This window comes from Fodinibius salinus (assembly GCF_008124865.1).
Classification (GTDB): Bacteria; Bacteroidota; Rhodothermia; order Balneolales; family Balneolaceae; genus Fodinibius; species Fodinibius salinus.
Genome location: NZ_VNHY01000002.1, coordinates 783,265 through 796,290, shown reverse-complemented (window position 1 = coordinate 796,290; position 13,026 = coordinate 783,265). Strand labels below are relative to the sequence as shown.

Here is a 13,026-nt window from a genome sequence, read left to right as displayed (position 1 = left end):
TCGGTTCGTTTGCCGGTTTAATTAAGAGCTATCTTCCCAACACCTTCTCTAGCTTTTCTCGAGTTTCTTCATGCTTCTTATCATCCATCTTTCTAATATTTATGAGCTTCCATTGTACACCCGGCAATTCTTTCAAATGATCTACTGGCATTAATCCCCATTTCGGATCGGCTTGCTGGAAACTTAATAGAAATTCTTTCTGCTCATCCGATAAACCATCCAGAAGCAGCTTCGGCAACTTTTTCTGCACCTTAGTTAAATCTTCTAAGGATACAGCTTCATTTGTCATTCCCTGAAATTCATTCTCATAGATTCCTTCGAGGTCCTGCTGGCTGGGATTTAACAGTTCGTTTATGGGACGGGAATGACTAATTAGATATCCAATAAAAGTAACAATAATTTTATCCGTTAAGCCCTCATTCTCAAGTAATAGCTTCACATCAAACAGATCCCGGGGATGCTGACGATCTAATGCTGCACAAAGCTTTCCGCCGTATAGGTCTTCCATCGAAAGCGTGGGAACTGCCGCAAATAGTTCAAATTCATCCTGAACCGAAGTAACCAATTCTTTCTCAACAGACCCAAATAGCGATCCTCTTAAAACCGTATTTACTTCCAACTTTACCTGGACCCCATCACTTCTTATTAGAAGCTTACTCAGAATTCCACCACTTTTTTGAGTAGTAACATTTGCATCGCCAATTCTTGAAGAAACGGTTTGGCCTATATGCTTTATTCCTTTTTTGATTTCATTTAAAGATTCTTCCCTATTCTTAATTGGTATATAGGTAAGATCAATATCCACGGATAGTCGTGGGAGATTACGCCAGAAAAAGTTAATTGCCGTACCTCCTTTGAGAGCAAATTCCTCTACTTCTGCCACAACAGGCAGTACCTTTAGCAATAGCCGTACTTGATCCCGATATCGGTCAATCATCGGCCCTCCCTGGACAACTCCGGTACTACTATCTTATATTTTTTATTCAGCTTACCGCCTTTTATTATTTCTCGTTTACCTTTTCCAAAATCTATTTTTGAAGGATCTAATCTCTTAAACCAACTATGATCATGGTGCTCAGCCAAATACATAAAAAGCCTCTTGGATCGTACTGAATTACATGCTTCAAGTAATTGCTGTAATACTTTTGGACGCAGTGAAGCAAGCCCTTCCATGATGTAATTGGCCTCATCAAAACCTTCCTGTTTCGGCACATCATATATATATTCCAATACAGCTCGTTCAGCCGATGATATCTGGACTTCCACCTGTCCTACAGTTGTATCAGAAAGAGTATCTACTTCTTTAGAAAAAAGAGTAGCAGACCGTACTTCCAATTCATTTGCCCATCCATCATAACTCTTGAACCATGATGGCAACCTTACTTCAGGTGTTTTCCACAGTATTACCTTTTCATGAGTGCCTATTTTAATATAGTGGCCATATCCCTGCAGCTCTAAAGCAGTTTTACCTCCCACATGAATTGAAAGACTTTGGAACTTCTGAAGCGCATATAAGGCTCCTTCCCACGATATTTCATCACCTTCCCTTTTATATGCTCCCTGACCTATCCGTTCTAACCATCCACTGTTTTTGTAGTTATCAACTGATTGCCGAGATACACCCTGTCTCTTTAACCAGTCAGTGGTTATAACAGTCTTTTGAGGCCATTTTTGTAATATTTGGTTTATTTTTTTCAATATTTGTCAACGTTTTATTGACATATTTAAATATGATTAAACCACAATTGGTTTACAAAATAACAGTTTTGTCAATAAAATATAGACAAATTTTAATTTTCTTAAACTATAGCAAGAATACAATTTCGAATCTAATATAGTCTTCACGCCGGGAATGTTTCCTGCTCCTCAGGAAGCGGACATCTTATATTTATCCCGCGGATAAACCAATATTGGATAATTCCGTAAGTGAGCAATAGTCGTTCAAGTGTTATCAAAAAGTACAAAATTACGGCTACGCTGATGTTACATGGAGTTCTTTGTCCATCGTTTTTGAATCTGTCCAACTATTAATGACATAAAACTTAATACAATGACCACCAGCCAGCCATCTCGGCTTGGCGGAGACAGTTGCAGCATTTCGGCAAAGAACAATGTTTGGGATAACCATAACAGTAGTATCATTGTACAACAGAGTAGTGCAACCCAAGAATACTTCTACTGATTATATTAAAGCCGTACAGTGAGGCAATTAATAACAAATCGGATCTCAATCTTCCAGTGAAGGATATAACAGCAAAAGGGTTAAAAGCTCAGCACGTTTAAGCGTCTCTTCCACTAATATTTTTTCATGATAAGCGTGAGCTCCTTCACCAACGGCACCGAGTCCATCAATAGTCGGTGAATAGAGGTTGGTAAAATTACCATCGGAGCCACCGCCTGACTTACCTTCCTGTAAATCCAGATCTAACTCTGCACCTAATGATTTCGTTATCTCCCACAGCTTTGCGTTTGCTTCTTCTTTTTCAAGCGGCGGGCGACTGATATCACCGCTCACCGTAATTTCAACTCCCTCCAAATCGGGTTCAATATTGTAGATCTTCTTCTTTATTTCTTCACCGTCTTTCTTTGTCGGTACTCGTACATCAACTACAGCTTTACTTTTAGCTGCCACAACATTAGCCCGCTCACCTCCCTCTATCGTCCCTACATTTACGCTTATACCCTTTTCGGGTGCATTAAGGTCCACAAGCTGTTGGACAACATTTGATAAGCCGACAATCGCGCTTACTCCTTTTTCAGGATCGAGACCCGCATGGGAGGGCTGGCCTTTTATAGTTATTTCAAACTGACCAATACCTTTACGCTCGGTTTTAATCTTACCTTCTGTTCCAAGGGAAGGCTCCAGCACAAAAGTCCGCTCTGCCTGTTTAGCCTGTTCTATAATAAGATTTTTAGATTCTCCGCTCCCAATTTCTTCATCGGTAGTAATTAAAAATACAGGTTGTATGTGGGGCTGTTTCTCAAGTTCCCTGATAGCTTTCATAGCAAAAATCATCATACAGATGCCGGCTTTCATATCAAATATACCAGGTCCGGCAGCTTCATTGCCTTCAACGGTGAAAGGCATTTCATCCAGCGTCCCAATATCCCAGACTGTATCAATATGTCCAACTAGAAGCTGAGTTGGAGCCTGAGAATTAAAATCGCCAGGTTTACAAAGTAACTGCCCGGCCGTTTCCTCTCCTTCTCTATACTCTACATCAAAATCCAAGTTTTCAAAATTTCGGCTGACAATTTCTAATATCTCAGTGAAAGAAGAAGGCTCATTCGACGGCGTTTCCTGTTCGACAAGCGATTGAAGCAGATCAATAAAATCCGCTTTCTTTTCCACAAAAAAATTATGCAGCTCCCGACCTAATTCTGTCATCCTGTTCAATTACCTTTTAAAATCTTTTGGCAGGGGAAAATTGTTACTTTTTTTAATTGTACTAAATCGATCGGGATGCAGATAGGCTAATAATGGAGATTCATCAACAAGTTTATTGTCGTCAGCATCCTCCCCTTCTTTCCTGAGCGCATCTTCATGTACATAAGCCGCTACAATTTCGCCAACAATCATTTCCCATTCGCCAAACTTTCCCATAATGTCATGCAAAACACATTCGAGCTGTAAATAGGAATTTTCCATAAATTTGCCCTCTATTTCTTGGGCTTTCACAGTTGGAATGGCATCAACAACTGGTTTGCTGTCATCCTCTTCACGGGGAGAAGCTGCCATGCTGGTTTGTACCAGCTGGTCGGGCTGTGGAAAGCTAACGGTAAAAACTTCTTCTCGCTTAATATTTCGATACGTTGTTTTCCGGGGCGTACCCATAAAACCGAAATATGGACCAAAACCAAGGGGCATGGCCATATGTTTGGGGGCCAAATTATAACTCTTATCCTTTTCTTGACTGCCAATGACAAGCAGAGCATGAACCATAAAGAAGCGGTTCCATAAATTAGGGTCATCTGTAATATCAATCATTGAAGAAGATTCATTAGACATATGCTATATATTTAGTCAGCTAGGATTTTGTCAAAGTTCCACAAATTTTCAAGACTTAAAATTTCAAGTATTTCAAAGAAGACAACAGGTGGGTCAATAAGTCGTAACTTATTCCCTTTTTGCAGCCATCGGTGCAAAAAAATAACACCCTCACTGTCAATACGTTCACAATTAATTAAGTTTATAACCAGCTTGTCAATAGCCGGATTAAGACGACTTAATATCATCTTTTTAGTCCTTAGATTAAAATCACCGTGGACCGTTATGTTAAGTTTTTTACCTTTCTTTTGAGTTGCTATGGTATTCATCAGCAATAAGTGATTTTATTTTTTTACCAAAATCGGAATAGATATCAATAATATTAAAATCGATACCAGCATACACTTTTTGCAGCCGGAGATAATCGGTATTAAAATGATACTGTGGCAATAGCCCACTGTAGATAAAATTCAAAGATGTTATATCTAAAAACTGCTGCGGTGTAGCTCTATTTTCTAGAGGTAAATCCAACAATATCGTTTTCGGAGACTTTTCTTCCAGGCTGTCCACCATATCAGAAAGTACAGTCAAAAAATCGTTTCCATATTTCTTGACAATAATGAGTGAAGAGGAGCTGGAATAATCTATTTCCAGATCAATATCAGATTTATCTGCTAACTGGTAAGATTCTGTTTCTTTGGGATCTACATCCATCCCCAACTCATCATATGTATCGAGAATAATTTCATTATATTTCTCCGGCAGATATACTGCTTTTTTTGAAGGCTGGATGAGGGGAAGAAAATCTAAAGCTATGGATACAGGTTGGGGATAATCCTCATCAAAACCCTTGTACTTAACATTTATCGAAGAAGCTAGTTCTATAGCTGTTGTCTTATATCCGAATTTATTATTTACTTTTTGGCTTACGGGATGGATGGTAACAGCCTCACCTAACAACATAGTCAACTGCTTGGATTTCGCGATTTCAATAAGGCGGTCCATCATCGAACTCATCACCCCATTTCTTCGATACTTGGGAGACACTACAGCTTCGGCAACTTCTGCAATATCGGAGTTGTCTTTAGGATTTACGCCAAAATATCCAATTGCCTCATTATCTTGTTTTCGGGCTATAACCCCAAGCTTATCTTTGGCAAGTACTGACTCTTCAACCTTTTTCGGTAGGTACAAATCTTCTTTATTATAGGTATAGCCATATGTACGATAAAAAAGTTTTGAGATATCTTCCGCATCAGTATGCTTAATGCGATCGACGGTAAAGTTTTCAATTTTTATATGGGGGTCTTGATCTTCCTCATCTCGTATTTCAGCCTCACGTTCTTCAGCTGATTGCAGTAGCAGTTCATCTATATCATGGATTTGAATGTTTTTAGCTATCCTGAATTCTTTACCTTCTTTTCCTTTATTAATGAAAGAAAATTCATCGCTAAAAGATTTCATGAGCAAAAAACCCGCACCATCGAAATCATCCTCATCACGTACTTTTTGCACATCATACGTATGACGATCCGGATCAAATGGTTCGCCCATTTCACTAACTACAATTTCTACGTTGGAGAATGTATGAGAAAACTCTATCTCAAAATTCTCTTTACTATCACCAGGAAAGGCAAAAAGAATAACATCTGTAATGAGCTCACTCACGGCTACAGAAAAACGAAGTGCTTCCCCTTTTGACAATCCACAGTTCACCCCCCAGCTGTACGTAAAATCACATACTGGATTTATAATCTGTTCATCTGTTGATATCTCAAATTTAGCATCCATATCTTCTCATAATCAAAACAGTATTCATTCTTTGTTCATCACATTAAAAATTATTCATACCTAATTCCAACCTGACTCATATTACAATATTATAAATATTCTCAAAATAGTTTTGTGAGGGAATGTCCTAATTTAGAGCACAAGAAACTACATTCCGAACAGCAAATAACTTAAATTATATTTCTAAATGAGTAGTCAAATTTTTCCCTGACAGTACTACGATTAAAAATGTAACGCCGAGCATATTTGACGAAGAGCAAAGCAACAAAATCATATTCGGTTTGTCGATATTTAGCCTACACATGTTGAAAGAGATCAACAAGTCAGGATATCGCCATGATCGTTATGGGGACCAAAGGTTAAACTAGGACTGGGAAAGATGTTTCGGAGCAGTACTACTGCTGAAATAGTATAACACTCGAACCCAAAGAAGCTCTCTAAAATGGCTATCAAGCAAGCTCTCTTTGTCACTAACTACAAGAATCAAGATTAAAAGTCCTGCTATTTGTAACCGGGTTGGCAAAACTGTTCATTTCTAAAATAAATACCTTCCATCTATCTGATGAAAGTGATCTTAAAACCGAAAACATGTTTCGGGGAGTCAAAGAAATAATTATTGGAAAAGTTAATTATACTACCCTTCAATTTGAAGTAGATCAACCCAAATTTTTCCTTGAAACAATCATCAATAAAAAAGAAACTAATAGTATCATACTACTCCTATTAGTACACTGCGATGAATCTGTTCCACCACTTTCCAAACAAGAATCAAAAGAGATCAACTATTATACGGAAGTACCACTGCTGGTATTATCGGGGGCAAGCTCATCAATAATGAAAAAAAGCTAATTATTTATGTTAGATAATATTAAAGAGATACTTCTTCCTACTGATTTTTCCAAACCTGCCCAAAATGCTTTGCAATATGCCTTAGAAATTGCTGACAAATGCGATGCTGATTTATCAATTATGCACTCTGTGAAACAGCCATATACGTACGGATCAGAAACAATGATGGAAGAGTTAATTAGTCAAAATAGGTACAGTGATTTGTCAATCACTACCAGTATCGAATTGGGTAGTACGGTTCCCAATATTCTAGAATCTTCTGGTGATCTGATTATTATGGGATCAACAGGAAAATCTAACATAGGAAAAATGCTGTTTGGCAGTATCTCATCAGATATTATGCTCCAATCACCAGTACCCGTCCTTGTCGTTCCTGCAGATCAGCCTTATTCAGATTTTAGCCATATGACCTTTGCAACTGATTTCCACAACAGAAATCTGGAAATCCTCCATCAGCTAACTAAATGGGCTGAACTTTTTAACGCCAAAATTACGGTACTCCATATTGCTGCTGAAGATAATCTGGAAACAAAAGCAAAGTTTAGGGGATTCAAAGAAATAGCTAATGAAGAAATTAGCTATTCACAACTTAACTTCAGACTACTTATCGAAAAAGATTTTTATACCGGCATATCTGCTTTTCTAGATGACGAAGCCAACGAACTTATTGTAATGACACGACGCCAAAAAACATTTTTCCAATCTCTTGTGGAAGAAGAGCATATCCAAAAAACGGTATATACAAAAATGCCCATACTCGTTTTACCCGAAGAATAAAAAGAGAACCCTAAATAGCAATTAGTCTTAAAAAGCCAATTGCAAAACGTTATCAGCCTTCCAATACAAAAGATACTTGTACACTGACACGGTATTTCTCAATTCGATTATTGGATACGAGTCATAAATTCCCCACATGGAATTTTCAGGCTTATTGCCATAATGATTACCCCTCAAGGAACTGGCTACGAATCAGCACCGGAAACTGTGCTGACGATTGGAACATTTCTTCTGGGACAAGCCGATCTCTTACAGCATGTAAAACATTCCATGCCAAATTTTCTCTGTCATCAATTTCCATTAAGACTGTAACCTGGTCTATCCAGGACAATAGCGTGGAGACAACTGAATTTACTTTTTAAATAATTACACAGATAACCGTTCTGGTATTCAAATTATACCTCGGTAAGTTATTGGCCTCTGTTTCTACTTCTCCATATAAAAATAGAGGAAATTCCGCTTACAGTAGGTAATCCCCAAAAAATATACTATACTTATGCGTTCAAGCGCTTATTATTGCGTTAGCAAGGCGTTATTGAACATTTAAGTAGCACACGAAGTAAAAATGTTTGGAGAATTAACATGGAAGATCGCGAAGTTGGAACAGTAAAGTGGTTTCATAACGGTAAAGGTTATGGATTTATCACTAGAGAAGAAGGTGAAGATATTTTCGTTCACTTCAGTGAAATTGAGATGGAAGGCTATAAAAAACTAGAAGAAGGCCAAGAAGTCGAATTTACAGTAGCTGAAGGTGACAAAGGACTTCAAGCTCAAGAGGTAATTCCCGTCTAAGGGCCAGTTACATATTGAGAATTCGAGGCGTCATTTGCATAAAATGACGCCTTTTTTATTTGGTTCGGAGTTGATACTAGATGTGCTGTTCAATTTTTTCCTGCAGCTCATTAGGATCAAAAGATTTGGACAGAAAGTCGTTCATGCCGGAACCAAACACCTCTTCTTTCACTTCTTCGAACTTGGCCGCCGTCAGCGCAATGATCGGCACGCCGGATTTCCCTTTATGATTTAAGGCACGGATCTCCTTTGCTGCCTCATAACCGTCCATCTTGGGCATTTGAAGATCCATAAGTATGAGATTCACGTTATTATTGTTAAACTCCTTAAGAGCTTGTTCGCCATCCTCAGCAACAATAACATTTACGCCCCACTCTTCAAGAAATCGCTGAATAACATTCTGGTTAATGGCATTGTCTTCGGCCACCAGAATAGTTGCCTCCTGCAGACTTTCTACATTACCATACTGCATTGCCGCTTCAGCGTCTTCTTCAGAGAACAAGGCAAAAGGCATTTCTACAATAAAAACATCTCCCTCATCAACGGACTCAACCTGGGCCTTACCACCCTGTAATTCAATCATCCTCTTGGTAGTCATCAGTCCGCCAAAGGTACGAACGCTGTCTTCATCCTCATCATTAAAAGTCTTAAAAATCTTTTGCTGCTCATCTTTGGTGATACCGTTAGCTGAATATAAAACCCGCAATCCAAGTGTTATCTCATCATCACTACTATCTAAAGATTCTACCGAAACACCAACTTCTCCCTCATTGGTAAACTTGACGGCATTAATAACCAGGTTATTCAAAATTTGTGTAAGCCTGTTGGGATCACCCACAATTGTTTCCGGCAAATCATCATCTACCTCCAGGCTCAGATCTATATCCTTATTCTCAGTAGTAAAGGCAAAACTATCAACAACGCTGTCTAATAGCTTCTGCAAATCAAACGGAATTTCATCAAATTCGATACGGCCGGATTCAATCTTCGAAAACACCAGCAAGTCGTTCATCAAGGCTAGCAATGTCTTGGAAGAAAAGTCCAGTATTTCAAGCTGTTCCAGCTGATCATCGCGCGGATCATCTTTGGAAAGCCGGTTGGTCATGCCAATGATAGCATTCAGTGGCATACGCACTTCCTGGCTCATATTTGAGAAAAACTCATACTTTTCCTTGCCTCCCTCTTCGGCCTGCTTCTTGGCTTCTTCAAGCTCCTGTACGCTCTGCTCTACCTCTTCTTTTTTATTGGCAAGCTTTTGAGTTTTGTCGGATAGCTGAGCATTCTTATCAGCTAGCTCTGAATTTTTATCCGCTAATTTTTGATTTACTTTCTTTTTCTCAGAAAGCTTACGGCTAAGATGACGTTTCTCTTCGCGCAGAATTTTATTCTCTTCTTCGGCCTCTTCTTTTGAGCTTAAAAAGCTTTTGAAAATAAGCCATGTAGTTACAAAAACAACGGCAATTATGCTCCATTTAATAATTTCAACGTTGCCAGATGAAAGTGTAACCTCAGTGAAAGAGATATAATCATGGACTAAAAATGCGACCGCAGACAAAAATACTCCTACGATACGCAGGTTTGAATGTTCGCGACCGAAAAATAATATCGACAGACCAATAGCGGGGATATAAAATGCTTCAACAAACAAACCCTGCGTAAAGAGTACGCTCAACAATAAAATAAAAGCATTGATATCAATGAGCATCAGTAACTTCGACGACTTGTGAGCACCCTTCCACGCCAAAAAGGGAATCAACAAAAATAACAATCCCATGCCTGCGAAATACCACGGTACAGGCATTGTCCCAATAACCTGAAACACCACCGAAAGTACCAGTGAAATAGCCGCAAGTGAAAATGCTACTTTGTAAAGGATTCCTAAGCCGGCATTACGAAGCGAAGCAAGCAAGCCAGCAGTATTATCGTTCACAGATTTTGATTTAGCATTTGCATTCATAACTGATGGGCATTGTTATTTGCTAATAATATTTATTGTGCAACAATAGTAAAGATTAATGACTTAAAAAAAAATCAAAAAAGGTAAAGATGAATGATAATTAAAAGAAATTAATACCAAGCGGTAACCTACGCCTCTTCTTTGCTATTTTCCAGCTTCGTTTTGTAGGCCATAGCATAAATTTTCATCTGCTTAACCATCGAGGCCAACCCATTGGAACGCGTAGGTGAAAGATGCTGCTCCATACCTATTTTCTTAATAAAACGGGGATCAGTATTAATAATAGTCTCAGGCGATTGGCCAGAGTAAAACCGAACCATCAAAGCTACCAGCCCTTTAGTAATTGCAGCATCGCTGTCAGCTTCAAAAATTACGTTCTCTCCATCAAGATGCGTATGCAACCACACTTGTGACTGACAACCGCGAACTAAATTCTCTTCTATTTTGTGCTCCTCATCGAGCGGCTCAAGGTTCCGTCCCTGATCAATAATATGCTTGTACCGCTCGGTCCAGTCCCCAAGAGCTTTAAACTCCTTAATAATTCGCTGTTCAATATCGTGAATATCAGCCATTGTACCAATGCGGATTTAGTCTCTTCCCCTTATATCTATATACCTTGTAAAGTATGAATAAATCCACAAAAATGAAGGCATCTGACAATATTTCTTGTATGAACCCTAAGGAGTTTATACATTATACTACTTAGATAGTATTAATATTACCAGTGAATTTCTTATGAAAGCATCTCACATTTTCATATTTGGATTCATTTTTCTGATATCGGGATGTGCCCTGTTCCGATCTTCCGCGAAATCAAACCATAAGCCAGAGATGGTACTTATTGAAGGCGGCACATTCACGATGGGCGACATCTATGATAATACGAATCCCGATGCTAAACCGGTTCATCAAGTAACCCTCAGTGATTTTAAAATTGGCAAGTATGAAGTAACCTACAGACAGTATGATGCTTTTGCTCGTCGCACCGCGCGCAAGCTTCCCGAGGCCGACTCCCTACAACAGGGCAACCGCCCAGTTGTAAATATAGATTGGCAAGATGCCCGTGCCTTTTGTAATTATTACGGGTGGCGGTTACCTACCGAGCAAGAATGGGAATATGCGGCTCGAAGCGGAGGAAAGAAAATGCGTTTTGCAGGGACAAATAATATTGACAGCCTCAATATCTATGCTCGGACCCAAAATAACAGTGCCCCTTTTGCCTTTAAAGTGGGCACTAAAAAACCTAACAGTGCTGGGCTTTATGATATGAGCGGTAATGTGTTCGAGTGGATCGGTAACTATTACCAATTTTATCCCAAAAATGGCAAAGAACCCACATGGGATAAATTAGAAAACAAAGGAGTCCGAATTATTCGCGGCGGCAGCTTCGAAGAAGGCAAGTATATTGCCTCCACCTATTGGCGGGTTGGAGTTTTAGCTGATGCAAAAGCAAACGACGTAGGGTTTCGCTGTGTAGATCCCCTTAACAAATAAAAAGCCAGAGTCCAAGCATTGAGGCTTTATAAAACCCAAGCGTTATTGCGCAATGCAATGACGCACATCCAGTTATAGTAGTTCGATCTTGCTATTGCTTCGTTTTACTCACAATAACTACCCGTAATGTAGCGGCTTTGTAAAGCCCTGTTGCTACTTCAGCAGCAGCTTTGAGATAGTATTAAGCTGCATATTAGATGTACCCTCGTAAATTTTTCCGATTTTGGCATCACGATAAAACTTTTCAACGGGATATTCTTTAACGTATCCATAACCACCAAACAAATCTACCGCTTGTGAACTAACGCGCTCGGCCACCTCAGAGGAATGATACTTTGCCATGGCGGCTTCTTTCAAAAATTTATCACCGTTTTCTTTCATCCGCGCAGCATTATAAACCAGTAACCGCGCCGTTTCAATATCAGTAGCCATCTTTGCCAGCTGAAACTGTACGCCTTGGAAATCGGAAACAGATTGCCCAAACTGCTCACGTTCTTTGGTATAATCAACAGCCGCATCCAAGGCACCTTGTGCTATACCAATCATCTGCGCACCGATGCCAATACGTCCCTCGTTAAGGGTTTCAATAGCTACTTTGTAGCCTTTACCTACTTCACCCAGCACATTTTCTTTGGGCACTTTGCAATCTTCCAGCAAAATTTCGCAGGTAGAGCTGGCGCGAATACCCAGCTTATTTTCTTTCTTGGATACCGAAAACCCTTCAAAATCTTTTTCGACAATAAAAGCCGTTATACCTTTGTATCCTGCATCGGGGTCAACCGTTGCGAATACTAAAAAGATATCGGCCTCTTTGGCATTAGTGATCCACATTTTGGACCCATTCAATACGAAGTGATCATCCTTTTCATCAGCTCGGGCCTTAAGCGCGAATGCGTCACTGCCTGAACCGGCTTCCGACAAACAATAAGCCCCTACTTTTTCAGTCGCCAACTGCGGCAGATACCGCTCTTTAATATCGTCACTGCCCCAATTCAAAAAGGCATTATTGACCAGCGTATTTTGCACATCCATGAAGACGCCGGTGGAGGCATCCACGCGCGAAATCTGCTCAATAGCCAGAATTGACATAAAAAAGGAACCTCCTCCTCCGTCGTACTCTTCAGGTACCTCAATCCCCATCAGCCCCATATCAAAAAACTGCTGCACCAGGTCTGGATCGAGCTTGGCCTGCTCATCCATTTCATGTACTTTAGGTTTAATTACATTGTCTGCAAAGTCACTTGCAGCATCCTGAAGCATTTTTTCATCTTCTGTCAGTTCTGTCAGTGCGGGCATCTGTTGGTCTACCTGTTCCATAGAATACTATTCTTCAAATTTAATCAGTTAAAAATACGTTGATTAATATAGCAAAAGCTTA

At 39.5% G+C, this 13,026-nt stretch carries 13 protein-coding genes and 1 pseudogene; 4 read left to right on the top strand and 10 right to left on the bottom strand.

What is annotated here, in order from left to right; genetic code table 11:
* Positions 1-28 precede the first annotated feature (28 nt).
* The 7 genes and pseudogenes from LX73_RS08420 to LX73_RS08395 all read right to left on the bottom strand — a co-directional run bounded on the left by LX73_RS08420 (position 29) and on the right by LX73_RS08395 (position 5,779).
* The gene (locus LX73_RS08420; protein ID WP_148899027.1) at positions 29-937 is read right to left on the bottom strand and encodes a nucleotidyl transferase AbiEii/AbiGii toxin family protein; all 909 of its coding nucleotides are present in this window, start codon (positions 935-937) and stop codon (positions 29-31) included.
* Positions 934-1,698, bottom strand: a complete 765-nt coding sequence (locus LX73_RS08415) for a type IV toxin-antitoxin system AbiEi family antitoxin (protein WP_148899026.1) — start codon at positions 1,696-1,698, stop codon at positions 934-936. Before LX73_RS08415 ends, LX73_RS08420 begins: the two co-directional genes overlap by 4 nt.
* Positions 1,699-1,983: 285 nt before the next feature.
* A pseudogene (locus LX73_RS12975) lies at positions 1,984-2,160 on the bottom strand (hypothetical protein); the annotation flags it as partial.
* A gap of 67 nt (positions 2,161-2,227) precedes the next feature.
* Positions 2,228-3,388 (bottom strand): M20 family metallopeptidase, encoded by a 1,161-nt coding sequence (locus LX73_RS08410; protein ID WP_148899025.1) that lies wholly within the window; start codon positions 3,386-3,388, stop codon positions 2,228-2,230.
* A 9-nt stretch (positions 3,389-3,397) separates the two neighbouring features.
* On the bottom strand, positions 3,398-4,009 hold the full coding sequence (locus tag LX73_RS08405) for a flavin reductase (protein ID WP_148899024.1): 612 nt from the start codon (positions 4,007-4,009) through the stop codon (positions 3,398-3,400).
* An 11-nt stretch (positions 4,010-4,020) separates the two neighbouring features.
* Positions 4,021-4,317 carry an STAS domain-containing protein gene (locus LX73_RS08400; protein WP_148899023.1) on the bottom strand — a complete coding sequence of 99 codons (297 nt, stop codon included), beginning with the start codon at positions 4,315-4,317 and terminating at the stop codon, positions 4,021-4,023.
* Positions 4,286-5,779, bottom strand: coding sequence for a GNAT family N-acetyltransferase (locus tag LX73_RS08395; protein WP_148899022.1), 1,494 nt, complete (start codon positions 5,777-5,779; stop codon positions 4,286-4,288). Before LX73_RS08395 ends, LX73_RS08400 begins: the two co-directional genes overlap by 32 nt.
* 516 nt (positions 5,780-6,295) lie before the next feature.
* Here LX73_RS08395 and LX73_RS08390 point away from each other — a divergent pair.
* The 3 genes from LX73_RS08390 (at position 6,296) to LX73_RS08380 (ending at position 8,197) form a co-directional block, all read left to right on the top strand.
* Positions 6,296-6,628 carry a hypothetical protein gene (locus LX73_RS08390; RefSeq protein ID WP_148899021.1) on the top strand — a complete coding sequence of 111 codons (333 nt, stop codon included), beginning with the start codon at positions 6,296-6,298 and terminating at the stop codon, positions 6,626-6,628.
* 6 nt (positions 6,629-6,634) lie between these two features.
* Entirely contained in the window at positions 6,635-7,405 is a 771-nt protein-coding gene (locus LX73_RS08385; RefSeq protein ID WP_148899020.1) for a universal stress protein, read from the top strand.
* 582 nt (positions 7,406-7,987) lie between these two features.
* The gene (locus LX73_RS08380; protein ID WP_148899019.1) at positions 7,988-8,197 is read left to right on the top strand and encodes a cold-shock protein; all 210 of its coding nucleotides are present in this window, start codon (positions 7,988-7,990) and stop codon (positions 8,195-8,197) included.
* Positions 8,198-8,273: 76 nt separating this feature from the next.
* Here LX73_RS08380 and LX73_RS08375 read toward each other — a convergent pair whose 3' ends face one another.
* A complete protein-coding gene (locus LX73_RS08375; RefSeq protein ID WP_148899018.1) occupies positions 8,274-10,154 on the bottom strand; it encodes a response regulator in 1,881 nt (626 codons plus the stop codon).
* Between the two features lie 128 nt (positions 10,155-10,282).
* A complete protein-coding gene (locus tag LX73_RS08370; RefSeq protein ID WP_148899017.1) occupies positions 10,283-10,726 on the bottom strand; it encodes a SufE family protein in 444 nt (147 codons plus the stop codon).
* Between the two features lie 163 nt (positions 10,727-10,889).
* On the opposite strand from LX73_RS08370, the gene LX73_RS08365 reads away from it, so the two are divergent.
* Positions 10,890-11,648: a formylglycine-generating enzyme family protein gene (locus tag LX73_RS08365; RefSeq protein ID WP_246138205.1), complete on the top strand. Its 759-nt coding sequence runs from the start codon at positions 10,890-10,892 to the stop codon at positions 11,646-11,648.
* Between the two features lie 153 nt (positions 11,649-11,801).
* On the opposite strand, the gene LX73_RS08360 is transcribed toward LX73_RS08365, so the two are convergent.
* Positions 11,802-12,965, bottom strand: coding sequence for an acyl-CoA dehydrogenase (locus tag LX73_RS08360; RefSeq protein WP_148899016.1), 1,164 nt, complete (start codon positions 12,963-12,965; stop codon positions 11,802-11,804).
* Positions 12,966-13,026 lie beyond the last annotated feature (61 nt).